This window comes from Flavobacterium sp. UBA2787 (assembly GCA_002352205.1).
Taxonomy (GTDB): domain Bacteria; phylum Bacteroidota; class Bacteroidia; order Flavobacteriales; family Flavobacteriaceae; genus Flavobacterium.
The window spans coordinates 56565-83372 of the sequence record DEHZ01000015.1; the positions used below are offsets into that span (position 1 = coordinate 56565).

General features: G+C 34.6%; 26 protein-coding genes. 14 read left to right on the forward strand and 12 right to left on the reverse strand.

Annotated elements, in window-relative coordinates:
* The first annotated feature begins 1 nt into the window (after position 1).
* The gene (locus tag B4N66_RS13445) at positions 2-646 is read left to right on the forward strand and encodes an HD domain-containing protein (protein ID WP_291095358.1); all 645 of its coding nucleotides are present in this window, start codon (positions 2-4) and stop codon (positions 644-646) included.
* Here B4N66_RS13445 and B4N66_RS13450 read toward each other — a convergent pair whose 3' ends face one another.
* Genes B4N66_RS13450 through B4N66_RS13475 form a run of 6 tightly spaced genes read right to left on the reverse strand, consistent with a single transcriptional unit; the run spans position 647 to position 6730 of the window.
* Complete coding sequence (locus B4N66_RS13450) at positions 647-1429, reverse strand: enoyl-CoA hydratase/isomerase family protein (RefSeq protein WP_291095359.1); 783 nt, start codon at positions 1427-1429, stop codon at positions 647-649. It abuts the gene before it with no gap.
* A gap of 10 nt (positions 1430-1439) precedes the next feature.
* Positions 1440-2864: a sensor histidine kinase gene (locus B4N66_RS13455; RefSeq protein ID WP_291095360.1), complete on the reverse strand. Its 1425-nt coding sequence runs from the start codon at positions 2862-2864 to the stop codon at positions 1440-1442.
* A gap of 53 nt (positions 2865-2917) precedes the next feature.
* Positions 2918-3460 (reverse strand): CopD family protein, encoded by a 543-nt coding sequence (locus B4N66_RS13460; protein WP_291095361.1) that lies wholly within the window; start codon positions 3458-3460, stop codon positions 2918-2920.
* Entirely contained in the window at positions 3447-4802 is a 1356-nt protein-coding gene (locus tag B4N66_RS13465) for an MATE family efflux transporter (RefSeq protein WP_291095362.1), read from the reverse strand. The genes B4N66_RS13460 and B4N66_RS13465 overlap by 14 nt, the downstream gene beginning before the upstream one ends.
* Positions 4802-5839, reverse strand: coding sequence for a ferrochelatase (gene hemH, locus B4N66_RS13470; RefSeq protein ID WP_291095363.1), 1038 nt, complete (start codon positions 5837-5839; stop codon positions 4802-4804). Before hemH ends, B4N66_RS13465 begins: the two co-directional genes overlap by 1 nt.
* A 24-nt stretch (positions 5840-5863) precedes the next feature.
* Positions 5864-6730, reverse strand: a complete 867-nt coding sequence (locus tag B4N66_RS13475; RefSeq protein WP_248436207.1) for an AraC family transcriptional regulator — start codon at positions 6728-6730, stop codon at positions 5864-5866.
* A 230-nt stretch (positions 6731-6960) separates the two neighbouring features.
* On the opposite strand from B4N66_RS13475, the gene hemA reads away from it, so the two are divergent.
* The 7 genes from hemA (at position 6961) to B4N66_RS13510 (ending at position 13713) form a co-directional block, all read left to right on the forward strand.
* The gene (gene hemA / locus B4N66_RS13480; protein WP_291095364.1) at positions 6961-8217 is read left to right on the forward strand and encodes a glutamyl-tRNA reductase; all 1257 of its coding nucleotides are present in this window, start codon (positions 6961-6963) and stop codon (positions 8215-8217) included.
* Positions 8214-9137 carry a hydroxymethylbilane synthase gene (gene hemC / locus B4N66_RS13485; RefSeq protein ID WP_291095365.1) on the forward strand — a complete coding sequence of 308 codons (924 nt, stop codon included), beginning with the start codon at positions 8214-8216 and terminating at the stop codon, positions 9135-9137. Before hemA ends, hemC begins: the two co-directional genes overlap by 4 nt.
* 10 nt (positions 9138-9147) lie before the next feature.
* On the forward strand, positions 9148-10890 hold the full coding sequence (locus B4N66_RS13490) for a TrkH family potassium uptake protein (protein WP_291095366.1): 1743 nt from the start codon (positions 9148-9150) through the stop codon (positions 10888-10890).
* Between the two features lie 11 nt (positions 10891-10901).
* Entirely contained in the window at positions 10902-11591 is a 690-nt protein-coding gene (locus tag B4N66_RS13495; protein WP_291095367.1) for a potassium channel family protein, read from the forward strand.
* Between the two features lie 2 nt (positions 11592-11593).
* Positions 11594-12265 (forward strand): uroporphyrinogen-III synthase, encoded by a 672-nt coding sequence (locus B4N66_RS13500; protein ID WP_291095368.1) that lies wholly within the window; start codon positions 11594-11596, stop codon positions 12263-12265.
* 36 nt (positions 12266-12301) lie between these two features.
* Positions 12302-13327: a uroporphyrinogen decarboxylase gene (hemE, locus tag B4N66_RS13505; protein ID WP_291095369.1), complete on the forward strand. Its 1026-nt coding sequence runs from the start codon at positions 12302-12304 to the stop codon at positions 13325-13327.
* Positions 13328-13407: 80 nt separating this feature from the next.
* Positions 13408-13713, forward strand: a complete 306-nt coding sequence (locus B4N66_RS13510; protein ID WP_291095370.1) for a hypothetical protein — start codon at positions 13408-13410, stop codon at positions 13711-13713.
* A gap of 4 nt (positions 13714-13717) precedes the next feature.
* On the opposite strand, the gene B4N66_RS13515 is transcribed toward B4N66_RS13510, so the two are convergent.
* Positions 13718-14641: a T9SS type A sorting domain-containing protein gene (locus B4N66_RS13515; protein ID WP_291095371.1), complete on the reverse strand. Its 924-nt coding sequence runs from the start codon at positions 14639-14641 to the stop codon at positions 13718-13720.
* A 109-nt stretch (positions 14642-14750) separates the two neighbouring features.
* Here B4N66_RS13515 and B4N66_RS13520 point away from each other — a divergent pair, with 109 nt between their 5' ends.
* On the forward strand, positions 14751-15266 hold the full coding sequence (locus tag B4N66_RS13520) for a PAS domain-containing protein (protein ID WP_291095372.1): 516 nt from the start codon (positions 14751-14753) through the stop codon (positions 15264-15266).
* 48 nt (positions 15267-15314) lie between these two features.
* Here the strand turns inward: B4N66_RS13520 and pyk are convergent, their stop codons facing one another.
* The 5 genes from pyk to B4N66_RS13545 all read right to left on the reverse strand — a co-directional run bounded on the left by pyk (position 15315) and on the right by B4N66_RS13545 (position 19767).
* Positions 15315-16745, reverse strand: a complete 1431-nt coding sequence (pyk, locus tag B4N66_RS13525; RefSeq protein ID WP_291095373.1) for a pyruvate kinase — start codon at positions 16743-16745, stop codon at positions 15315-15317.
* Between the two features lie 8 nt (positions 16746-16753).
* Positions 16754-17239 carry an IPExxxVDY family protein gene (locus tag B4N66_RS13530; RefSeq protein WP_291095374.1) on the reverse strand — a complete coding sequence of 162 codons (486 nt, stop codon included), beginning with the start codon at positions 17237-17239 and terminating at the stop codon, positions 16754-16756.
* A gap of 109 nt (positions 17240-17348) precedes the next feature.
* Positions 17349-18095, reverse strand: coding sequence for a ribonuclease III (gene rnc, locus B4N66_RS13535; protein ID WP_291095375.1), 747 nt, complete (start codon positions 18093-18095; stop codon positions 17349-17351).
* A 6-nt stretch (positions 18096-18101) separates the two neighbouring features.
* Positions 18102-19355: a beta-ketoacyl-ACP synthase II gene (fabF, locus tag B4N66_RS13540; RefSeq protein WP_291095376.1), complete on the reverse strand. Its 1254-nt coding sequence runs from the start codon at positions 19353-19355 to the stop codon at positions 18102-18104.
* 175 nt (positions 19356-19530) lie between these two features.
* The gene (locus tag B4N66_RS13545; protein WP_007137004.1) at positions 19531-19767 is read right to left on the reverse strand and encodes an acyl carrier protein; all 237 of its coding nucleotides are present in this window, start codon (positions 19765-19767) and stop codon (positions 19531-19533) included.
* Positions 19768-19942: 175 nt separating this feature from the next.
* Here B4N66_RS13545 and B4N66_RS13550 point away from each other — a divergent pair, with 175 nt between their 5' ends.
* From B4N66_RS13550 to B4N66_RS13570, 5 genes are all read left to right on the forward strand, one after another.
* Positions 19943-20512: a phosphoribosylglycinamide formyltransferase gene (locus B4N66_RS13550; protein ID WP_291095377.1), complete on the forward strand. Its 570-nt coding sequence runs from the start codon at positions 19943-19945 to the stop codon at positions 20510-20512.
* A 26-nt stretch (positions 20513-20538) separates the two neighbouring features.
* Positions 20539-21018: a ribonuclease HI gene (gene rnhA / locus B4N66_RS13555; protein WP_291095378.1), complete on the forward strand. Its 480-nt coding sequence runs from the start codon at positions 20539-20541 to the stop codon at positions 21016-21018.
* A 116-nt stretch (positions 21019-21134) separates the two neighbouring features.
* On the forward strand, positions 21135-23597 hold the full coding sequence (locus B4N66_RS13560) for a BspA family leucine-rich repeat surface protein (RefSeq protein WP_291095379.1): 2463 nt from the start codon (positions 21135-21137) through the stop codon (positions 23595-23597).
* A gap of 251 nt (positions 23598-23848) precedes the next feature.
* Positions 23849-24775, forward strand: coding sequence for a PfkB family carbohydrate kinase (locus B4N66_RS13565; protein WP_291095380.1), 927 nt, complete (start codon positions 23849-23851; stop codon positions 24773-24775).
* Positions 24776-24884: 109 nt separating this feature from the next.
* Positions 24885-26783, forward strand: coding sequence for an amidophosphoribosyltransferase (locus tag B4N66_RS13570; RefSeq protein WP_291095381.1), 1899 nt, complete (start codon positions 24885-24887; stop codon positions 26781-26783).
* The last annotated feature ends 25 nt before the right edge of the window (positions 26784-26808 follow it).

Sequence of the window (26808 nt, forward strand, 5' to 3'; positions counted from 1 at the left end):
CATGACTATCATAGACAAAACCATTCTTTTTGTAAAAGAAAAACTCCAGCATGCCGAAGGTGGTCACGATTGGTTTCACATCGAACGCGTTTTTAAAAATGCAGTTTTGATTGCACAAGAAGAAATATGTGATGTTACTGTTGTGAAATTAGGAGCTTTATTACACGATATTGCCGATTCAAAATTTCATGACGGCGATGAAGAAATAGGTCCCAAAACAGCAAGAGAATTTTTAGAAAGTGAACATGTTTCTGAAGAAATTATTGAGCACGTCATTCAAATCATCAAAAATATTTCGTTCAAAGGCGGAAATTTTGAAAAAACGTTTTCATCCAAAGAATTAGAAATCGTGCAAGATGCGGACCGATTGGATGCGTTGGGAGCCATCGGAATAGCTAGAGCTTTTAATTATGGTGGATTTAAAAACAGAGCATTATACAATCCGACTATTTCCCCAAAATTGAACATGACTAAAGAAGAATACAAAAAAAGTGATTCTCCCACTTTGAATCATTTTTATGAAAAATTACTTCTTCTAAAAGATAAAATGAATACCGAAACCGGAAAAAAATTAGCTCAAGAACGTCACCGTTTTATGGAAACATTTTTGAGCCAGTTTTATGCGGAATGGGAAGAGGAGAAGTAATTATTCTCCTTTAAATTCCGCTTTTCTCTTCTCTAAAAAAGCCGTTGTTCCTTCTTTAAAATCAGCTGTTCCAAATGATTTTCCGAAGTTGTTAATTTCTATTTCGTAGCCGTTTATTCCATCTTTATAATTGGCATTTACGGCATCAATGGCATTGGCGATGGCAACAGGAGAATTTTTAGTAATTTTTGCAGCAATTCCTTTTGTAAATTCAATCAATTCTGCTTGTGGAACTACGTGATTTACTAAACCGTAACTTTTGGCAGTTTCGGCATCAACCATCGTCGCAGTCATTATCATTTCCATTGCTCGGCCTTTGCCAACTAATTGCGGTAAACGTTGTGTTCCACCATAACCTGGAATTACGCCAAGAGTTACTTCCGGCAAACCCATTTTGGCATTGTCTGAGGCAATTCTGAAATGAGCAGACATTGCTAATTCTAATCCTCCACCTAAAGCAAAACCGTTTACGGCTGCAATCACGGGTGTGGATAAATTTTCGACAAAATCAAATAATAATTTTTGTCCTTGTGCCGCTAATTTCCCTCCCTCTTCAACAGAAAAATGGGCAAATTCCGAAATATCGGCTCCTGCAACAAATGCTTTTTCACCACTTCCCGTGATGATAATTACTCGGGTCGATTTGTCTTTATCTTCGGCATCAAAAGCATGATGAAGTTCTTCAATTGTAGCTTTGTTTAATGCATTTAGTTTGGTTGGGCGATTAATTATGATGGTAGAAATTCCGTTTTCTTTTTCGATTAAAATATTTTCGTAGTTCATAATGTTGTAGTTATTCGTTTGTATTTATTGGCAACAAAACAGTAAATGTTGTGCCTTTATTTTGTTCTGATTCAAAGGTAATTGTTCCATTATAATTTTCGATAATTTTTTTGATGATACCTAAACCAAGACCCATTCCGCTATTTTTGGTGGTGAATTTAGGTTCAAAAACATACATTTTATTTTCATCGGAAATGCCAATTCCGTTATCTTTTACTTCAATTTTGACGATAGAATTTTCTTCAGAAACTGAAATGACAACGCTCGGATTTGGATTTTCATCCGTGATGGCCTGCGTTGCATTTTTTACCAAATTGGTGATAATTCGGATTAACTGCGTTCGATCCATCAACATAAAAATTTCTTTTTTAGTTGATTCAAAATGAATGTAATTTTCATTAAAAATTTCTAATCCTAAACCAACAACTTCCACTACATTTATCAATTCATTTTGTTGTGCCGGCATCGATGCAAAATTTGAAAACGCATTGGCTACCGAACTCATTATGTCGATTTGTTGTAATAGCGTTTTGGTATAGTCATCTAATTTTTGTTTGATGTTTGGATCGTTTTCATCAAATTTTCTTTGAAAACTTTGCACCGTCAATCGCATTGGCGTTAGTGGATTTTTCACTTCGTGTGCAACTTGTTTTGCCATTTCCCGCCAAGCTTGTTCTCGTTCGCCTTGTGCTAATTTCACAGCACTTTCCTCCAATTCATCCACCATGTTGTTGTAGGCTTCAACGAGCAATCCTATTTCTCTGCTGCTGGTTTCTAATTCAATTTTTTCATTTTTTTTGTTCAATTGCGTCTCGGTTAACTTATCAGAAATTGTTTTAATAGATTTTGTAATAAAACTAGATAAAAAATAAGCCAAAACTCCCGAAAGCAGGAGCATAAAAGCATACACTTGTCCGAATCGGATCATAAATTTCCGCAATTCACGTTCATAATAACCATCGTCTTCAATGTACGGAAGGTTCAAAATGGCTAAAGGTTTAAATTGTAAATCTTTGATTTCACTGTAAGAAGATAAATTTTTGATGCCATTAATTTTGTTCACTTCCACATATCTTTTATCCATACTTGATTGCACAAGCCGAACAATATAATTTTCAATTGATTTTGGTTCGTCATCTATCGCAAAAGAAGATTTTGATGATTTTAAAAGTTTACCATTCAAATCATAAAAATTAATTTCTAAGGCATGAATATCAGAAAGTTCATGAATTTTATCTCTTTCGGAAAAAATAAGCGGAATATTTTCGGTTGTTAACGGATAAGTGGTGTTTTTTAGAATGTAATTGATGTTTTCTTTTATCGCCGTTTCTTTTCGTTCCAATCTTTCCTGATGGTAATCTTTGGCTTCATTTCTAAATTGAATAATAGAAACCGAAGCAATCAAAATAGAGGAAATAACAGTTAGAAAAATCATCGAAATGAAAATTCTAACCCGAAGTGAAAGCTTACTTATTTTTTTAGAAAAACTCACTGCTTTCGTTCTCTAATTCGTTTATACAATTTAAATCCAATCATAATCATAATCGAAAAAACAAAAATTCCGATTACGCCATAAATCCAATTAATAGCATTTTTTAAAATCACTAAAAACACAACTGCAAACAAAATTAATGTCGCTCCCTCATTCCATAAACGGAAAAAATTAGAACTGTTTTTAACTTCATTTTGTTGTAATTGTTTAAAAATGAGATGGCATTTGATATGATAAGCATATAATAAAACCACAAATCCTAATTTAACAATCATCCAATCTTGTTCTAACCAAGCGGGAATTAAATGTAATAACCAAAAAGCAAAAATGCTGGCTAAAACCGCACTTGGCCAAGTAATGATGTACCACAATCGATATTGCATTAATTGGTATTGTTTGATTAAAATGCTTTGTTCCGGTTCAGGTTTCTGTTTGGCTTCGGCGTGATACACGAACAATCGAACAATGTAAAACAGCCCGGCAAACCAAGTAATGACAAAGATGAGGTGTAAAGCTTTGATGTAGTTATAAAATTCCATCCGGTTTTTCAATCAGTTTAGTGGTCATTTCTCTCCGCAAAAAGTAGGCCGTGATTATCGTTGATAAAATATCTGCAATCGGAAAAGCGACCCATACTCCAAAAATACCAAAATAATTCGGCAAAATAAGCACAAGCGGAATCAGAAAAAATCCTTGTTTTGTCAACGTGAGTAATAATGCCGGAATTGCTTTTCCTGCAGCTTGAAAATAGGCAGCTCCAATCAGTTGCAAAGCAATAATCGGTGAAGCGGCAAAAACCCATCGCAACGCATCAGGAGTTTCGGCAATTACATCGGCATCGTTTGTAAAAACTGATACGATTGGTTTGGCAAAAACTAAAATTAAAATGAATATAAATGTCGCCAAAATAGCGGCATATTTTATTGAAATTGAAATTGTTTCTTTCACTCGATTGTAATTTTCCGCACCATAATTGTATCCGGCAATCGGTAAAAATCCGTGTGTAATTCCCAAAATTGGAAACAAAGCAAACATCAACATTCGACTGATAATTCCGTAAACAACGACAGAATGTTCGCCACCATATGTAAACAAAGTATGATTGATGATGATGGCTAGAATACTCACGACACCTTGACGTGAAAATGTCACCAATCCAAGTGAAGAAATTTCTTTTACAATCGATAAATCAAATTTGTAATGATGAAGCGATGGTTTTAATTCACTTTTTTTGATGAAAAACCATAGAATAAAAACAAAACACATAAAATAGGAAATCGTAGTGGCCAAAGCCGCTCCGAACATTCCCATATCTAAAAATTTGATGAAAATGATGTCTAAAATGATGTTTCCAAATGCCGGAATGATCATCGCCGTCATGGCAAATTTGGCTTTTCCTTCGGCACGAATCACATTGTTTCCCATCATACAAAGTGCCAAAAACGGAACGCCGATTAAAACAGGAATAAAAAATTCTTTGGCTGGTTTCATAATATCACCATTCGCTCCAAAAAGAAGCAGAATTTCATCGGAAAACAAAAATCCAATCAACACAAAAAACAACGCTAAAACTAAGGTCATCATGATTTGATTTCCAAAAGTTCGATAGGCTTTTTCTTTGTCTTTTCCTCCTAAAGCTCTTGAAATGATGGAACTTCCGCCAATTCCAATTGCCATTCCTAACGAAGAAATTAAAAAGGTAATCGGTAAAACTACAGTAACTGCAGCAATGGCCAAGGATCCAATCCATTGACCTACAAAAATGGTGTCGACTAAAATGTTAACCGACATAAATAAAATACCAATAGAGGCCGGAACAGCTTGTTTTATCAACAATTGTTTAATGTCATCTGTGCCTAAAGCTCCTGATGATTGTGCCATTATTTTGCGGATTCTGTTTGAGCAAAAGCCCATTGGTCAATCCATCGACTCAAGGTTTTACACCAATCGTCGTCGTCGTTTAAACAGGGGATTGCTAAAAATTCTTCGCCGCCATGCTCTTTAAATTCATGATTGGCTTCCATGGCAATTTCCTCTAACGTTTCTAAACAATCAGATACGAACGCAGGTGTAACAACGGCTAACTTTTTAATTCCTTTTTCAGGCATTTTGTTGATTTCCACATCGGTATATGGAGTTAACCATTTGTCTCCGGCTAAACGCGATTGAAAAGTTTGGCTGTATTTTCCTTCCGGAATTCCTAAAAACTCGACCACTTGTTTGGTGGTTTCATAACATTGATGACGGTAGCAGAATTCGTGTGCCGGTGAAGGTGTATTACAACACGAACCATCAATTTTGCAATGACTTTTGGTTACATCGGTTTTGCGAATATGACGTTCCGGAATTCCGTGATACGAAAACAATAAATGATCGTATTCAAAATCTTCCAAATGTTTTTTGATGGAATTAGATAAATCCCGGATGTAATCTTTTTGGTTGTAAAAAGCCGGAAGAATCGTGAAATTCATATTTGGGAATTTCTTTTTACGAATTTCCTCTGCCAAAACTAAAATGGTCACGGTTGAAGCCATTGCATGTTGCGGATACAATGGAAAAAGCATCACTTCGGTAACGCCTTGATCATGTAATTCTTGTAATCCGGATTCAATGCTTGGTTTGCCGTAACGCATCGCTAAACTTACGGGAATGCTTGTGTTGGCTTGCACTTTTTTATGCATCCGCTTGGATAACACAATGAGTGGCGAACCTTCATCCCACCAAATTTTGGCATATGCTTCGGCTGATTTTTTGGGTCTGGTTTGTAAAATTATTCCGCGAACAATCAATGCTCGCAATAAAAACGGAACGTCAATCACATATTTATCCATTAAAAATTCGTCTAAATACGGCTTGACATCTTTTGGGGTTGGACTTTCGGGCGAACCTAAGTTGACTAATAATACTCCTTTTTTCATTTTTTATGTTGCAATTTATTTTTTTTAACTCGACAATGACATTAAATATTTCTTCGGAGTCGTTCCGAATTTCTTTTTGAACGCGGCAATAAAATGCGATGCTGTGCTATAACCAATTTGCACACCTACTTCATTTACATTATATGTTCCGCTGTCTAACAATTTTCGGGCGTATTCCATCTTATAATCAAACAAAAAACTGTAGACACTATCGCCATAAATTTGTTTGAAACCCATTTTTAGTTTTTTCAAATTCAAACCTACTTGATCGGCTAATTCTTGTAAACCTGGTGGTTCGGCCATATTGGCAATGACAATTTCTTTGGCTTTTTTAATTTTCAATACATTTTCTTCATCAATCAAAAACGGACAATGGTCTGCATTTGGATCTTCGTTGCGGTTAAAGTACAAACTAAGTAGTTCATAACCTTTACCTTTATAATAAAGATTTTTTATAGAAGCATTGAGGTTGTAATGAAAAATCTGATTGAGCACGATGGCCATTGACGGACTGATATTTTCCTCGGCATAGTATTTTTTCTCTCGATTATCATCACTTAAAAACGGAATATATTCTGCTTCAGTAGAAAACAAAGTGTGAAATTTCTTAATCGAAACCAACACCGAAATCATCCAAGATTGAGGTGCAATTTCTAAATGAACCGGTAATTCTTTTTGAGGATTATAGAGCAAAAGAGATTTTTCTTCCTTCATTTCTAACGCATAATTGCCTTGATTGAAGATAAATTTTGCTTTTCCTTTTAATCCAAAATGAAACTGAATTAAACCCGTAGACACTTGTCTTTCAAAGCGAACCACTTCATCAGTGTCGTTTTGAAAACGGATTAAAATAAAGTCATCTTCAATTTTTATTTCTTCTTGAGAACCCATAGCGACATTTTTTCGTATATAACTCGGAAGGCTTGAATTTTGTTTATTTAGAATTATTCTAAACAAATGCATTCAAAAGCACTGAGAACACTACAAATATAAAAGAAATTACGATGAAAAGCACAATTTGGATTCGGATATCTTCAAGCGATACAAAAAGTACTTTGAGCGATACTTTTATAGAATAGATAATGATAATTTTGTTCAACTTTTATAGGAAAAGTGTATTTATGGAAAATTTAAACTTGTCGAAACATCAAACCTTTTATGCGGTTGGATTGAGTTACAAAAAAGCAGATGCTGAGACACGAGGAAAGTTCAGTTTAGACGCGAAAGCAAAAACGAATATTTTGCAACAGGCGAAATTGGAAGGAATAGATAGCATGATCGTTACATCAACGTGTAACCGAACTGAAATATATGGTTTTGCACAACATCCGTTTCAATTAATTAAATTGATGTGTGATAACAGCATTGGTACCGTTGAAGATTTTCAAAATGTAGCTTACGTTTATAAAAATCAAGAAGCTATTTCGCATATGTTTCGTGTGGGAACAGGTTTAGACAGTCAGATTTTAGGTGATTTTGAAATCATCAGTCAAATAAAAAATAGCTTTGTTGAAAGTAAATCATTCGGATTAGCCAATTCATTTTTAGAACGTTTGGTAAATGCCGTAATTCAAGCAAGCAAACGCATCAAAAACGAAACGGAAATTAGTTCAGGAGCGACTTCGGTTGCTTTTGCTTCGGTTCAATATATTATCAATAACGTAGAAGGAATTTCTCAAAAAAACATTCTTCTTTTTGGAACCGGAAAAATCGGTAGAAACACCTGTGAGAATTTAGTAAAACATACCAAAAACGACCATATTGTTCTAATCAACAGAACAAAAGATAAAGCAGAAAAAATTGCCGGGAAATTCAATTTGATTGTAAAAGATTATACCGAATTACAACTAGAAATTCAAAAAGCCGATGTGCTAATTGTTGCCACCGGAGCACAAAATCCTACCATCGATAAAGACATTTTAAATCTGAAAAAACCACTTTTAATTTTAGATTTATCCATCCCAAAAAACGTAAACGAAAATGTGAAAACATTGGATAACGTTTCATTGGTTCATATGGATTATTTATCGCAATTGACAGACGATACATTAGAAAAAAGAAAATTACATATTCCGGCTGCAGAAGCGATTATTGATGAAGTAAAATCCGAATTTATTTCGTGGATGAAAGCCAGAAAATTTGCTCCAACAATTCACGCGTTAAAAGAAAAATTGAATTCGATTAAAGAAGGCGAATTGGATTTTCAACGTAAAAAAATAACCAATTTTGATCAAGATCAGGCTGAAATTATCAGTAACCGAATCATACAAAAAATCACGACACATTTTGCCAATCATTTGAAAGATGACAATACAATGGTAGATGAAAGCATCGAATGGATTGAGAAAATTTTTCAAATTGAAACGTCGGTAAAATGAGTAAAACCATTAAAATTGGAACTCGCGACAGCGAACTCGCACTTTGGCAAGCTCATACGGTAGAAAAAAAATTGAATGATTTGGGTTATCAAACCGAAATTATTTCTGTAAAATCGACCGGCGACATTATTCTTGACAAACCACTTTACGAACTCGGAATTACTGGAATTTTCACGAAAACTCTTGATATTGCTATGCTGAAAGGCGAGGTAGATATTGCTGTTCATTCGATGAAAGATGTTCCAACGGCTTTGCCAAAAGGAATTGTGCAGGCTGCGGTTCTAGAAAGAGCTTCAACTTTAGATATTTTGGTTCACAAAGGAGATTTATCTTTTTTAGATAATTCGGGTACAATTGCTTCCGGAAGTTTACGACGAAAAGCACAATGGTTGAATAAATATCCGTCTCACCAAGTAGAAGATTTACGCGGAAACGTAAATACCAGAATGCAAAAATTGAAAGATAATAATTGGAATGGAGCTGTTTTTGCTGCTGCCGGTTTAGAACGAATCAATTTGAAACCTGAAACATTCATCAACCTCGATTGGATGATTCCTGCACCCGCACAAGGTGCAATGGTGGTGGTTGCGATGGAAAATGATACTTTTTCGCAAGAAGCTTTAGCTCATTTAAATCATAAAGAATCTGAAATCTGCACATTTGTAGAAAGACAATTTCTTAAAACTCTTGAAGGTGGTTGCACAGCACCAATTGGAGCATTAGCAGAAATTAATGATGATTTAATTACTTTAAAAGGCGTTCTCTTTTCATTAGACGGAAAAGTTAAACTGGAAATAGAAAAATCGATAAATACAACTTTATATCAAAATTTTGGCGAACTTTGTGCTACTGAAATTTTAGAAAACGGTGGTTCAGAACTAATGCGTTCGATAAAAAAAGCATTAGAAAAGAAACACTAATTGCTCAACTATGCACAAAGATTCAATACTCAAGATAATCTACCGCTTTTTTGATCTCATTGTATTGACCTACATCGTATTTGATTTTGGTTACAGCATTCATGAAGAATACCATACGCCAAAATTCATCGGTTTAGTATTAATCACTATTGCTTTGTTAGTGTTTAATATTTTCAAATATTTTTATTATAAAACGTCCGGACGGAAAAAAGTAGCGTTAGTTAATTCCTTGATAATAGGGGCTTTATTGGTAGTCGCACTCATTTTCTCCATAATCAATATCAATCTTCATTACTTAGAAGTTTTCAAGAAAATCAGACCCATTTTAGAAGCTGGTTTGATCTTTTATTTCATTATTCGATTAATGATTTTGGTGCGATATATCTATGAAGTGTATTATAATCCGGCCATTGTTTTTGTGGGAAGTTTTTTTGCCATCATCATCATTGGATCATTTTTGTTGATGCTTCCCAACGCCACAACAAATGGAATTTCGTTTACCGATGCACTTTTTACATCCACCAGTGCCGTTTGTGTTACCGGTTTAATCGTTTTAGATACAGCAACAGATTTTACCGCCGTTGGACAAACAATTATCATTAGTTTAATTCAAATTGGTGGATTGGGAATTTTGACGTTTACTTCCTTTTTTGCCTTTTTCTTTCGAGGGAGTTCTTCGTTTAAAGAAGGTTTAAACGTGAGAGATTTTATTGCTCAAGATACTTTAAAAGATGTTTTAAAAACAGCGTTGAATGTGGTGATTTTTACCATTAGCGTAGAATTAGTAGGTGCATTATTTATTTATTCTTCTATTATTGATAATCCTGCGATTGAAGACAAGGTTTTCTTTTCGATTTTTCACGCTATTTCTGCTTTTTGTAATGCCGGATTTTCAACATTATCAGCCGGATTGAGCGAAAGTTACCTTCAATTTAATTATTATATGCAGTGGGTCGTAATTGTTATGGTTGTTTTTGGAGGATTGGGTTACAACATCATTTTTAATTTTTATCAATACATTAAAATCTTTGTTTTAGAACTTTTTGACAGAAAAAGAATTCATAAACATTTGAGTGTGATGACATTAAACTCAAAAATCGTTCTTTATACAACCGGAGCTTTATTAGTTGGTGGATTTGTTTTCTTATGGATTTCGGAATACAATAACACGATGAATTATCATCAAACGTTATTCGGGAAAATCACATCGACTGCTTTTAATGCTGTGACACCGAGAACTGCCGGTTTTAATACTTTAGATTTAACAGAATTTACCGTTCCAACCTTATTATTTATTATCTTTTTAATGTGGATTGGAGCTTCTCCGGCATCAACCGGAGGTGGGATAAAAACGAGTACCTTTGCATTAGCTACATTGAACATTTTTGCGATTGCCAGAGGAAAAACAAGAATTCAGCTTTTAGGAAGAAGAATTTCAAGCGAATCAACGTCAAGAGCTTTTGCCATTTTATGTATTTCATTAATTGTAATTGGTTTTGCGATTTTATCGTTGTTGATTTTAGAACCAAAAGGAACGGACTTACTTTCAGTTGTTTTTGAATGTTTTTCAGCTTATAGCACGGTTGGATTATCGTTGAATTTTACACCAACGTTAACCGAACCAAGCAAATATGTTCTCATCGCAACAATGTTCATCGGAAGAATCGGGATGCTCAACTTAATGATTGGATTGCTCCGTCAAATCAACCATCAGTTTTATGAATATCCTAAAGAAAATATTTTAATTAACTAAAATCTAATAGAATGAAAATCATCATTTTTGGATTAGGAAATTTCGGAATGTCCTTAGCATTAAGCCTCACAGAAACAGGAAATGAAGTGATTGGGGTGGATAAGCAAATGGACAAAGTCAACTTGATCAAAGACAAAATTTCACACGCAATTTGTATGGATTCTACGAATGAATTAGCGTATGAAGCCTTGCCATTAAAGGATGCCGATAAAGTTGTGGTTGGTATTGGAGAGAATGAGGGTGCTGCCATTATTACGACGGCCATCATCAAAAAATTGTCGAATGTAAAAATCATCAGCCGAGCATTATCGCCAATTCACGATACGGTTTTGGAAGCGATGGGAATTTACAGTATCATCCATCCCGAACAAGAAAGTGCCGATCGTTTAACGAAGCAAATCAACTTCAAAACGACGTTAGAAAACTATCAATTGGATAATAATTATACCATTTCCGAAGTTAAATCGAAACCGGAATTTCACGGAAAAACATTGTACGAATTAAATACAATCGACAAATATCATTTGAATTTAGTAACAATTATCCGTAAAAAAGAAAAAACGAATTTAATCGGAAAAAAGTCAATTGTAAAAGAAACCATCGGAATTCCCACACCGGAAACCGTGATTTATGAAGATGACATTTTGGTGGTTTTTGGTGAAAATAAAAACATTTCAGTCTATTGTGAAGGACAAGATTAACGTTGGAAAAATCAATCAGAATACTATCAACTAAAAAACTTCAACCCAACCAAAAACAGTTTTTACTTAATGCTGATTTTCGTTTGATTGAAGCTGATTTTATTCAAATTGAATTTCAACCTTTTCAATTGAATTCATCTTTTGATTATTTAATTTTCACCAGTCAAAATGCCGTTTTAAGTGTTTTGAATAATGAAAATCATCTCTTTTTAAAAGATAAAATTTGTTTTTGTGTTGGAATAAAAACAAAACAACTTTTGGAAGAAAAAGGATTTAAAGTTGAAAATTCATTTGATTATGCCGATGATTTAGTTGATTATTTAGTAGAAAATCATTCCGATAAAAAATTCACGTTTTTCTCCGGAAATTTGAGAAGAGATACCATTCCAACCGCTTTTCAAAAAAACAATGTCGTTTTTGAAGAAATAGAAGTCTATAAAACCATTTTAACGCCACACAAAGTTGATAATCAAATGGATGGAATTTTGTTTTTTAGTCCGTCTGCTGTTCAGAGTTATTTAAAAGTAAATTCTATTACTAGTGAAATTTGTTTTTGCATCGGAACAACAACAGCCGCAGAAATTGAAAAAAGCACAAAAAATATAGTGATTGCAAACCGACCAACGGTTGAAAACGTAATCATACAAAGTATAAATTATTTCAAAGAATCCTAAATCTGACAAAATTCCGTCAGTTTAAAAAATATAATTATGATAAAAAACGATCTTTTTCTAAGAGCCTTAAATAATGAAACCGTTGAACGTCCGCCCGTTTGGATGATGCGTCAAGCCGGAAGATATTTGCCTGAATTCAGGGCTTTACGAGACAAATATGATTTTTTCACTCGTTGCGAAACCCCTGAATTAGCTGCGGAAATTACCGTTCAACCTATCCGAATTGTAAAACCAGATGCTGCTATTTTGTTTTCAGATATTTTGGTCGTTCCAAGAGCGATGGGAATTCACGTGGAATTAAAAGACAATTTAGGGCCAATTATTCCGAACCCAATTCGTTCGATGGATGATGTGAATAAAACTTTTGTTCCGGATGTTCACGAAACATTAGGTTATGTTTTTGATGCCATCAAATTAACCAAAGAAATGTTGAATGATGAGGTGCCATTGATTGGTTTTGCCGGCTCACCTTGGACAATTTTTTGTTATGCCGTGGAAGGGAAAGGTTCAAAAAGTTTTGATACTGCAAAGGGATTTTGTTTTTCAAATCCAATAGCTGCTCACACATTATTACAAAAAATCACCGATACAACTATTTTATATTTAAAGGAAAAAGTAAAAGCGGGTTGTAATGCGATTCAGATTTTTGACTCTTGGGGAGGAATGCTTTCTCCAGTGGATTATCAGGAATTTTCGTGGCAATACATCAACCAAATTGTTGAAGCGTTGGCTCCACACACCAAAGTAATTGTTTTTGGAAAAGGATGCTGGTTTGCTTTGAACGATATGGCTAAATCAAAAGCTTCGGCTTTGGGCGTAGATTGGACTTGTTCAGCTAGAAACGCTCGTTATTTATCCGGTGGAAAAATCACGTTGCAAGGAAATTTTGACCCGTCACGTTTGTTATCACCCATTCCAACCATCAAAAAAATGGTGCATCAAATGATTGATGAGTTTGGAAAAGATAGTTATATTGTAAATCTCGGTCATGGAATTCTGCCAAATATTCCGGTTGATCATGCAAAGGCATTTGTGGAAGCGGTGAAGGAGTATGGACAGTAAGGAGTGAGGAGTTTTTAGTTTGGAGATTACTTATGCCAAATTTTAGAAGTCATAGGAAATTATAAAATAGAAGAAATAATATGAAACTAAAGCTGCTTTTTTTCGGACTTGTAATTTTTCTTATTAGCTGTGAAGGAGAAAATGGAGGGGATGGGATTGTATTTGATAAAAATACAGGAATTGCGTTAGATAGTGTAAAGTATAAATGTATTGAGACAGAAAAAACAAAATATACTGATTCGTTGGGTAGTTGGGAAATGTACGGTCCGTTTGGCGGATGTATGCCGGATTGTCAAGATTTTCATGTTGAATTCTCTAAAGAAGGATATGAAACACAAATAATCAAAAACCCGGATAATGATATTTATTTAGAGTTGGAGGAATGAAAAATCAATTCATTTTCATTATTCTCAAGTTCTTTTCTCCACCATCATAGAATAGTTTGACATAATACATTCCGTTAGAAAATCTTTGTAAATCAATCCGAATTTCATTTTCAAACTGATTTTGATAAGCCGTTAATTTTCTTCCGTTAAGGTCAAAAAGTACAATTTTTTTTACGTTTTCTGTGTTTTTTATGTAACAGATAGACTTATTATTTTCCGGATAATAAACAATTATTTCTTGTTGTTTATTTTGTGATAATGACAGAATTGTTGGTTCGCAAACAGTGACTTCCGCTGTTAAATTGGAATAGAAAAGTTCAGCGTTTTTAAAAAGACAATTTAGCAAACCAACTTCATTAATTTCCGGATGTCCTCCGGGAGCATTAATCATAGATAAAGAACCAACACCTTCTACCCAAATTGCATTTTGCGTGCTTATTTGATTGGTTTCGTGCGGTGAAAAATAAAAGTGTTTTCGTGTTGTTCCTGACCAAATTTCTACATTTCGGATAGAATCTAGCACAAATAAACCACCTTCTTCCGGAAAGGGTGTGATTGGATTTTTCATTTCAAAAGTAGCACCCTCTTCTAATCCAAAATCATATAAAAGGTATTCATCAATTCTAGTTGGACTAATTTTTGTGAGTGAAACTTTTTTTTCTTCTATATCCTCATGCAACAAAAAGGTTCTTGATATATAATGATATCCGTCAAGAATTTTATGCATTTTGTTTTTAACTAAAGTGTCGCCGTTGGTATAATAGATATCGGTTATGCAGCCTTCATAACAACTCGTAAAGTGCCATTCGTTTTGGGTATCCAACAATGGAATATACGTTTGTCCAAAAAACGGCAAACAGCTTAGGATGAAATAGAAAAAGATAATTTTTTTGGTCATGTCAGTTTCAAATATAAGTATTTTTGACAATTAAACGAATCAGATTTTTGTTTAACTAATCTTCAACAATCGTTAAACCTTATACAATTTGATGATTGTTTCAAATTAAAATCTAATTTTGATTCAAAATAGAATTACAATGCTTGAATTTAAAGAATACGACAAGGGTTTTTTCAAAAACGAATCAAAGTTGGAAACTAAAAAAATGCCACTAACTACATGGGATTTGTATGGTGATTTTTTAAATCAACTAAACAAAATTATATCAGATCAAAATCAGTTAGAACTTTTAGCAACTTTTAATAGTTGGAAAACAGATTTTAATTTGAATAAATTGATAGATATTGATACTGTTGTTGTAGTTACTTGTCCTAATCTGAAAATTGTTTTCTCTACCAAAAACATGGTTCGAATGAATGGATATCATCCGGAAGAAGTTTTAGGAAAGTCTCCAAAAATGTTTCAGGGGCCAGCTACTTGTGTTCAAACTTCAAAAGAAATCGGAGATGCTGTTCGAAATAGACTCCCATTTGAAAAAGTAGTAACAAATTATTGCAAAGACGGATCTCTATACCAATGCCACATCAAAGCTTTTCCGGTTTTTAATATATCAGGCGAACTAACAAATTTTATTGCGTTTGAAAAAGCAGCATAAAAAAAGGAGCTAATTCTAAGCTCCTTTTATATTTATTTTCTTCGGTTTTTACGAAATATCTGAAACCCTCAACGTATTTACCATTCCTTTTTCAGCAATTGGCATAGCGGCTAAGTTGATAACCATATCACCTTTTTCTACAAAACCTTTTTCTTTGGCTAATTTGTTCACATCTTCCACGGTGTCATCTGTGCTGGCAAACTTATCATAATAAAAAGAACGAACTCCCCAAAGCAAATTCAATTGGGTTAAAATTCTTTTGTTTGACGTAAAAACCAAAATATGAGCACTTGGTCTCCAAGCAGAAATTTGAAATGCGGTATAACCACTGTTTGTTAACGTAGAAATAGCTTTTGCTTTAATTTCATTGGCCATAATTGCCGCATGATAACAAATTGATTTGGTAATAAATCGTTTTGTGCGAACGTGAGGAGGATTATGTGGAACTTGAATTAGCGGACTATCTTCAACTGATCGAATGATTTTAGACATCGTTTCAATCACTTCCACCGGATAGTTTCCTACCGAAGTTTCTCCGGAAAGCATTACGGCATCGGCACCATCCATAACAGAGTTGGCAACGTCGTTTACTTCTGCTCTAGTTGGGGTTAAACTAGTAATCATTGTTTCCATCATTTGAGTAGCAACAATAACTGGAATTCGAGCTGTTTTGGCTCTGTGAATCAGTTTTTTCTGAATCAACGGAACTTCTTCTGCAGGAACTTCCACACCTAAATCACCACGAGCAACCATTAAACCATCACAAAAAGCAACAATTTTATCAATGTTTTCCACCGCTTCCGGTTTTTCAATTTTAGCAATAATCGGAATTTTATACGAAGAATGTTTTGCAATCAAGTCCTGCAATTCTTCTAAATCTTTTGGTGTTCTCACGAAAGAAAGTGCAATCCAATCTACTTCATTTTCAATAGCAAAAAGAGCATCTTTAATGTCTTTTTTGGTTAAAGCCGGCAAAGAAACTTTTGTATTCGGAAGATTTACACCTTTTTTCGATTTTAATGGTCCTCCTTGAATAACTCTACAAACTACTTCGGTTGTTCCATTGGTCTCAAGAGCTTCGAACATTAATTTTCCATCGTCTAAAAGAATTTTTTCACCCGGATTTACATCTCTCGGAAATTCTTTGTAATTCATATAAACACGTTCGGCCGTACCGGGAATATCTTCTGCCGTTTGGAAGGTAATGATATCACCTTTGCTCACTACCACATCCTCTTTCATTACACCTACACGTAGTTTTGGACCTTGCAAGTCAGCTAAAATGGCTGTGGTGTAACCAAATTCGTCATTTAAACCGCGGATGATGTCTATACGTTCTTTTACGTCTTCATAATCAGCATGAGAAAAATTAATACGAAATACGTTAACTCCCGCATCAATCATGTTTTTAATGACTTCTTTGGAGCTGCATGCTGGCCCTAGGGTGGCAACAATTTTGGTTTTTTTGTTGATTGGCATATTGTTTTTTAAAAAATTAAATTGTTTTTAGATTTTATACGACTTTTATCTACGGCATAAATAGTAGCAATTTGGTCGATAGTATTTAGTTTAGTTGTTATTTTACTGATGTCTATTTGACTTTCATCACATTCAATTTTCAAAAAAAAATCTACATTTTTAAATTCAGGTAAAAAGTAAATAGCGTTACTAAATTCCTGTTCTTCTTTAAAAAGAGTAAAGGTTTTGTTTTTCTGAGGAAGAGAAATTTCTCTTTTGTTTTCAATTAAAGTCCAAAAAATTTCTTTCTTAGTATCTTCAAAATGAAAGTTTGGAAATCCTGCTTTTTGCCTTTCTGTTCCGGTCAGAATGTCTTTTTTATTTCGATGAAGTAAAACAGGTAGATTTTGGTTAATAAAGTACGCAACTCGATAGTTTTCCAAGGTGGTATGAATAGCGATTAACTGATAATCTGCTTCTTCGAAGTCGTCAATGAATAATTTATGAATAGCCATATTTTACATTCAAACAAGATGTAAATATAACGTTTTTAGCCTACAAAAAAGTGTGAATTTCTCAACTTAACGATAATTTATGAACGAAAACGATGTAGTTTTAAGATTTCTATAATTTTTTGTCCATTTTTTCTTGGAAAGCGAAAAAAGCACGTTTAGAAGCAATTTCTTCTGCTTTCTTTTTGGAAGTGGCTCTTGCTTTGGCAATTATCTTGTTATCAATACTCAACTTAACACCAAAATAACGTTGACCATCGTTTCCGTTATCATCATAAACATCATAATGGAATGGTTTTTTTTCTTTTTGACACCATTCGATTACTAAGCTTTTGTAGCTGATTACTTTCCCTTCTAATTTTGCAATATCAACATACGGAACGATGACTCTTTTGTAGATGAATTTTTCGCAATACGTATAGCCTTTATCTAAAAAGATTGCACCTACTAATGCTTCAAAAATATTACCGTGGATATTTTCGCCAAAATGTTGTGAGGGAACCTTGCTGTCTACTAATTGAATAAGATTTAAATCGCGGCCCAATTCGTTTAAATGTTCACGACTCACAATTTTAGAACGCATCTTGGTTAAATAGCCTTCATCTCCAGAAGGAACTTCATTAAATAAATGCCCAGCAATAACGGCACTTAACATCGCATCACCCAAAAATTCTAGACGTTCATAATTAATCGGATTTCCTTTTAAATCTAATTTGTTGGAAGACCGATGTGTGAAAGCTTTTTGATAAAATTCAATGTTATTGGGTTTAAATCCCAGTATTTTATGAATAGCTTCAAAAAAAATCCCGCCTTCGATAGGACGGGAATTTTTGGTAAATATTTTTTTAAAAACGTTCATTGAGAATTATTCCTCTAATTTTTTAAATAAAACACAGGCATTATGACCACCAAAACCAAAGGTGTTACTCATTGCCACTTTAATATCTCTTTTTTGAGCTTTGTTTAGCGTAAGATTTAACTCCGGATTAATGTTTTCATCCACCACAGAATGATTAATTGTTGGTGGAATAATTCCATGTTTAATGGCTAAGATAGAAGCAATCGCCTCAATTCCGCCAGCAGCACCAAGTAAATGACCTGTCATAGATTTTGTAGAATTGATGTTGATGTTTTTCGCATGGTCGCCAAACACAGCACTAATTGCTTTTAATTCGGCAACATCTCCTAATGGAGTTGAAGTTCCATGAGTATTGATGTGATCAATATCTTCCGGTTTCATTTTTGCATCACGTAAACAATTATTCATCACTGCAATAACGCCAAGTCCTTCCGGATGAGGTGCTGTTAAATGATAAGCATCTGATGACATACCGCCACCACCAATTTCACAATATATTTTTGCTCCACGAGCTTTCGCGTGTTCGTATTCTTCTAAAACTAATGCACCGGCACCTTCGCCCAATACAAATCCGTCACGAGTTGCATCAAAAGGTCTTGAAGCGGTTTCCGGACTTTCGTTTCTAGTTGATAAGGCGTGCATTGAATTGAATCCGCCCATTCCTGCAATGGTAACTGCCGCTTCTGATCCACCTGAAATAATGACATCACACAATCCTAATCGAATATAGTTAAACGCATCAATCATTGCATTTGCCGAAGAAGCACAAGCAGAAACAGTAGTATAGTTTGGCCCCATAAACCCATTTTTCATAGAAATATGAGCGGGAGCAATATCAGCAATCATTTTTGGGATAAAAAACGGATTAAATTTTGGTGTTCCGTCGCCTTTTGCATAGTATAAAACTTCTTCTTGAAAAGTTTCTAATCCACCAATTCCTGCTCCCCAAATGACACCAACTCTATGTTTGTCAACGTTGTCTGCAGTAATTCCGGCATCTAAGATGGCTTCGTCACTGGCTACAATGGCATATTGAGCAAATTTATCCATTCTGCGAGCTTCTTTGCGATCAATAAAATCTTCTACATTGAAATTCTTTACTTCGCAAGCAAACTTTGTTTTGTGTTTTTCAGTATCATAATAAGTAATAGGTGCAGCACCACTAACACCGTTAATCAGTGCATTCCAATATTCTTCAATGTTATTTCCTATGGGTGTTAAGGCTCCTAAACCGGTAACCACGACTCTTTTTAACTCCATTTTAATGCTTATTTGTGAGTACGAATATAAACAAAAAAACCCTGAAATTTATTGAAAATTAAAAATCAGGGGTGTTTTTTTCTGTATGTGTGTGATTGAATGACAATCAATAAATTAGTTTTAGTAAAAATAATAACACCCGTTCCGGATTAGCAGAACGGGATGTTTTTAGTTATTATTTTTTAGCTTCTTCGATGTAAGAAATAGCTTGACCTACAGTAGCAATGTTTTCAGCTTGGTCGTCTGGAATTTGAATATCAAATTCTTTCTCGAACTCCATAATTAGCTCAACAGTGTCTAATGAATCAGCCCCTAAATCGTTTGTGAAGCTTGCTTCTGTTACAACTTCGTTTTCGTCAACACCTAATTTGTCTACGATAATCGCTTTTACTCTTGATGCAATGTCTGACATAATCTTTTAAATTTTAGTTTAATTGTTGGCAAAAATAAAAAACTTTATTTTAATACAACATTTTAGTTAATAAATCTGACTACGAATTTAAAAAATATATTTGACAATAGAAGCTTAAACCCTATAAATTCTCGTTTCTTTTTTGTTTTTTTGCGTAATAAAAATTACAGGAAACATGAAGAACATCGTGATTTTTGCCTCAGGAACGGGTTCCAATGCGGAAAACATCATTCATTATTTCAAAAATAATACCTCAAAATCGGTAGTCGCTGTGTTTTCAAACAATTCTAATGCCAAAGTTGTAGAGAAAGCAAAAAAGTTGGGTGTTCAAACAGTTACATTCAATAAAGACGAGCTTTACGACGATTTCGTACTTTCTAAATTAATCGAATTAAAACCTGATTTAATTGTTTTAGCTGGTTTTTTATTGAAGTTTCCCGAACATATCATTAAAGAGTTCTCCAACAAAATTATAAATATTCATCCAGCTTTGTTACCAAAGTATGGCGGAAAAGGAATGTATGGCAACTATGTGCATCAAGCTGTTTTAGACAACCAAGAAACCGAAACCGGAATCACGATTCATTTTGTGAATGAGCACTATGATGAAGGAGGAATAATCTTTCAAAAATCAATTTCTATAGTCGATTGTTCTACTTTTGAAGAAGTTTCTCAAAAAGTTCATCAATTGGAACAAGAGCATTTTCCAACAATTATCGACCAACTTTTAACCCGTAACCCGTAACTCGCAACTTTTAAACCCGCATTTTTATGTCCCACCAAATCCACATCTTCACCGACGGAGCAGCCAAAGGAAATCCAGGTCCTGGTGGTTATGGGGTGGTCATCGAGTTAGTGGGTTCCACCTATAAAAAAGAATTTTACGAAGGTTTTCGATATACCACCAACAATCGTATGGAATTGTTAGCTGTTATTGTGGGTTTAGAGAAATTAAAAAATCCCAATTCAACCGTGTTAGTGACTTCCGACTCAAAATATGTAGTGGATGCCGTTGAAAAAAGATGGGTTTTTCAATGGGAAAAGAAAGGATTTACAGGAAAGAAAAATCCCGATTTATGGATGCGTTTTCTTAAAATCTACCGCAAGCACAAAGTTGATTTTAAATGGGTAAAAGGACACAATAGTCATCCGCAAAACGAACGTTGTGATGAATTGGCGGTGTATGCTTCGGGTTTGCCGAATCTGTCAGTTGACACGTTCTATGAAAAGGAAGAAGGCAAATTATTTTAAATTATTACTAGCACCAAAAATATAATAGCTTGATTTTTAGGTCAAACAATTGTGAAAATCTAGTTAAAGAAATATAGCACAATTTGATTTTTTGTTAATATTACTTAAAAAAAGCTATGAAAAGTAAAATTACACTAACAGTCATTTTGGCATTGATGAGTTTCTCCTCCATCGCTCAACAACCTTTTATCACTACTTGGCAATCTGTTTTTGGTTCTACGTCAATTACATTTGGAACGGTTACAACCGGTCCTGTTGAGTATTCTTGGGAATCCTTACCTCCTGCCGCACCAGCTTCTGGTTCGGGGACTTTTCAAGGGTCAAATGTTACAATATCAGATTTGCCAGGTAATCAAAGAATTCGATTAACAATTCAACCTGAAAATTTTAAAAGAATATTTGCAGATGGATTTTCATTTACTATTACTGAGATTAATCAATGGGGATCTGTTGAATGGATTAGTATGGAAAATGCCTTTAATGTTCAAGATTTGTTTTTTCCGAACGGTATTCAATTGGTTAACGCAACCGATATTCCAAACCTATCAAGTGTAGCAAACATGTCTAATATGTTTGCAGGGAATTCGCAATTAAATGGACCATTCAACATCAATTTTTGGAATATTTCAAATGTGACCAATCTATCCGGCATGTTTAAAGGTTGCCTTAATTTTAATCAAGCGTTGAGTTTGTGGAATACTTCTAATGTAACAGATATGTCGAGTATGTTTGAAGGTGCTCATAGTTTTAATCAAAATATAGGAAATTGGAATACAAGTAATGTTCTCAATATGAGCAAAATGTTCAAAGATGCTTTTGATTTTAATAGAAACATCGGCAATTGGAACACCTCAAATGTTACGGATATGTCCGAAATGTTCAATTGTAGTATTTTCAATACTTTACCATCGGCATTTAATCAAAATATTGGAAATTGGAATACTGCTAATGTTACCAATATGTCAGGAATGTTTAGTGGTGCTATCGTATTTAATCAAAACATTGGGAATTGGAATACTTCAAACGTAACCAATATGTCTAATATGTTTAATCAAGCATTTTCATTTAACCAAAATATTGGGAATTGGAATACCTCAAGCGTTACAAACATGTCTGGAATGTTTAGAAGTGACTTAGTTGGTTTTACGCCAACTTTCGCAACAACATCATTATTTAATAATGGCGGAAGTAATTCTATTCAAAATTGGAATACTACGAATGTTACCGATATGTCTGGAATGTTTTTCAGAGCAGAAAATTTCAATAAAAATTTAGGGAATTGGAACATTAGTGCAGTTCAAAATTTAACAGAAATGTTAGACCGTTCGGGACTAGATTGTAGAAATTATTCGCAAACGTTAATTGGATGGAATGAAAATCCAAACACGCCAAACAACCTAATACTAGGAGCCACTTTTCTTGAATATGGACCAGAGGCAATTCCAGCTATAAATAACTTTGTATTCAATAAAGGTTGGGGTTTTTCGGGTCACGATTTTATAAGTACCATACCTGCTTTTGAATTTGAAACTAGCTATTGTCAAGGCTCTACCATTCCGCCATTACCTATTACTTCTATTGAAGGAATAAGTGGCTCATGGACACCAGAAATTAACAATACCACCACCACAACCTACAGTTTTATTCCCAATCAAGGTGAATGTGCCACAACTGCCGTAGTTACTATTTTTATTACGCCGAATAGCGAGCCTACATTCACCCCTGTTCCACCAATTTGTGCTGGGCAAGTATTAGCAGCATTGCCAACAACATCTTCAAATGGCTTTGTTGGTTCGTGGTCACCGGCTTTAAACAATACTCAGACCACAACATATACGTTTACCCCAAATTCAGGGCAGTGTGCATCAATGACTACGTTAACAATCACGGTTAATCCTTCTGTTACACCTACATTTTCATCCGTATCACCTATTTGTATAGGAGAATCGTTATCGCCTTTGCCAACAACATCTTCAAATGGCTTTGTTGGTTCGTGGTCACCGGCCTTAAATAATACTCAGACCACAACATATACGTTTACACCAAATTCAGGGCAATGTGCCTCTACTAGTACGTTAACAATCACGGTTAATCAAATAGATACACCAAGCGGAGATTCAAATCAAACCTTTTCATCAACAAGTACAATTAGCGACATAATTGTCAGTCCATCTACTGTGATTTGGTATGCCACTCTTGCGGATGCTCTTGCTAATGTTAATCCATTACCTACAAATTTAATTTTGGAAAATAACACTACCTATTATGCTGTGAATGATAATGGAGTTTGCCGAAGCGAACCATTTCCGGTTACTGTTTCTATAAGCTTAAATGTGCTGACTAATGATTTTCTGAATTTTGTTTTTTATCCTAATCCGGTAAGGTCAATGTTGAATATCTCATCAAATGAGGTAATTAAGAAAGTTGAGGTTTATACACTTTTAGGACAACTCATAAAATCTGAGATTTTTAATAGTGAAACAATTTCTATTGAAATGAATGATTTGGCAAATTCTATTTATTTGGTAAAGGTAAAATCAGTAAATTCATCAAAAGAATTTAAGATAAGTAAACAATAGCGAGTTGATAATAATATATTTTGTTAATTGTATAGTTGAAAAGAAATCATTGAGTTACCGAATCCTTTCGTGTGGTTTTGATAATTTTCAGCTCCATCAAGATTCAAAACAAATAGCCCATGAATGCTCCGCACTTCCTATAACAATCTGGATCTGACATTATGGATTATTTTATAAAATTATACTTAAATTTCCACTTTCAAACCTAAAAGTAAAACCCTATCTTTGCACCTCATTTCAAATCATATCCAATGAATAAATTACTCATCGTAGGAACGGTTGCTTTTGATGCCATCGAAACCCCTTTCGGGAAGACAGATAAAATTTTAGGTGGAGCCGCTACGTTTATTGGCTTGTCAGCCTCTTTTTTTAATGTAAAATCGGCGATTGTTTCTGTTGTTGGAGAAGATTTTCCGCAAGAATATTTAAATTTATTAACTGATAGAGACATCGATATTTCCGGAATTGAAATCGTAAAAGGCGGCAAAACGTTCTTCTGGAGCGGTCGTTACCACAATGATTTGAATTCTAGAGATACATTGGTTACAGAACTAAATGTGTTGGCCGATTTTCAACCGAAAGTACCTGCCGAATTTAAAGATTCAGATGTTGTAATGTTAGGCAATCTTCATCCGATGGTTCAAATCAGTGTGTTAGACCAAATGACTTCTAAACCCAAATTAGTTGTTTTAGACACGATGAATTTTTGGATGGATTGTGCGTTAGCCGAATTACATCAAGTGATGAAACGTGTGGATGTAATTACCATTAACGATGAAGAAGCCCGACAATTATCCGGTGAATATTCGTTGGTGAAAGCCGCAGCGAAGATTCATACCATGGGACCAAAATATGTAGTAATCAAAAAAGGAGAACACGGAGCCTTATTATTCCAAGGAAAAGAAATTTTCTTTGCACCGGCTTTACCATTAGAAGAAGTATTTGATCCAACCGGAGCTGGCGATACATTTGCCGGAGGATTTTCAGGATTTATTGCTCAAAGCGAAAACATCTCGTTTGGCAATATGAAAAACGCCATTATCTACGGTTCAAACTTAGCTTCGTTCTGCGTAGAGAAATTTGGAACCGAGCGAATGCTTGACCTTGAAAAAGAAGAAGTGTACGATCGCTTGAAACAATTCAGAGCCTTAACTCAATTTGACATCGAATTAGAATAAAATACTGTGCCTCGAAATTTCGGGGCATTTTTTATAGAAATAGTTTTAATTAAAAGATTAACCTACTTAAAAGAGACTGAAATAAGTTCAGTTTAAACAACACAACACAATGAGTGACAATTTAAAACATGAATGCGGAATTGCCCTTTTACGATTAAAAAAACCGCTTCAATATTACAAAGACAAATATGGAACTGCTTTCTATGGGATACAAAAAATGTATCTTTTGATGGAAAAGCAGCATAACCGCGGACAAGACGGAGCCGGATTTGCCAGTATTAAATTTGATGTAGAAGCCGGGCAGCGTTACATCAGTCGAGTTCGTTCCAATAAAGCACAGCCGATTCAGGATATTTTTGCTCAAATTAATGAGCGAATTAATGAAGATTTGGCAAACAATCCCGAATTTCAAAATGATGTGGATTGGCAAAAAGAAAACATTCCATATATAGGCGAATTATTTTTAGGTCACGTTCGCTACGGGACATTCGGGAAGAACAGTATCGAAAGTGTTCATCCATTTTTACGTCAGAACAATTGGATGCATCGAAATTTGATTGTGGCCGGAAATTTCAACATGACCAACGTAAAAGAGCTGTTTGATAATTTAGTCGAATTGGGTCAGCACCCAAAAGAATTAGCCGACACCGTTACTGTAATGGAGAAAATCGGTCATTTCTTAGATGATGAAGTAACTGATTTGTATCAGGAATGTAAAAACAATGGTTTATCAAAAAGAGAAGCTTCTCCGGTAATTGCCGAAAAATTAGATATTGCTAAGATTTTAAGAAAAGCATCCAAAAATTGGGATGGCGGTTTTGCTATGGCCGGTTTATTAGGTCATGGTGATGCGTTTGTGTTTCGTGATCCTGCCGGAATTCGTCCTGCTTATTTTTATGAAGATGATGAAATCGTGGTAGTTGCATCGGAAAGACCGGTAATTCAAACAGTTTTCAATGTGCCTTTCGAAAAAGTCCAAGAATTAGATCCCGGAAAAGCTTTGATTATCAAGAAGAACGGAAGCTTTTCGTTAGAGGAAATTTTAGAGCCGTTAGAAAAGAAAGCGTGTTCCTTTGAACGCATTTATTTCTCCAGAGGAAGCGATGCTGAAATTTACAGAGAAAGAAAAATGTTAGGAAAATTGATACTTCCTGCTGTTTTAGACGCGATTGATAATGACACAGACAATACAGTTTTCTCCTATATTCCAAACACAGCTGAGACTTCTTTTTATGGGATGGTGGAAGCCGCTCAAGATTTTCTGAATCAACGAAAAAATAAATATATTCTTACCAACCGAAAAACATTAACTAAGGAGAAATTAGAAGAAATTCTTTCGGTTAAAATCAGAACAGAAAAAGTAGCCATCAAAGATGCGAAGTTGCGAACTTTTATTACAGAAGACAGCAGTCGCGATGACTTGGTTGCTCATGTATATGATGTAACGTATGGCGTAATTAAACCGGAAGATAATTTAGTGATTATTGATGATAGTATCGTTCGCGGAACGACGTTAAAGAAAAGCATAATTCGAATGATGGATCGATTAAATCCGAAGCGAATTGTTATTGTTTCATCGGCTCCGCAAATTCGTTATCCGGATTGTTATGGAATCGATATGGCAAAATTAGAAGGATTGGTTGCGTTTAGAGCGGTTTTAGAATTATTAAAAGAAAACAATCAATACTCGATTATTGATGAGGTGTATAAAAAATGTAAACTTCAGGAGAAATTCAAAGACGGTGAAATTGTAAATTATGTCAAAGAAATCTATGCACCATTCACCGACCAGCAAGTTTCAGATAAAATAGCCGAAATGCTAAGTTCATCTGACACCAAAGCTGAGGTAAAAATCATTTTCCAAACGGTAGATAATTTACACGTTGCTTGTCCAAATCATTTAGGTGATTGGTACTTCACAGGAGACTACCCAACACCAGGCGGAAACCGGGTTGTAAACCGTGCTTTCATGAATTTCTATGAAGGAAAAGATGCTAGGGCATACTAAAACCTAGTGTTTTTTGCTTTTTAAC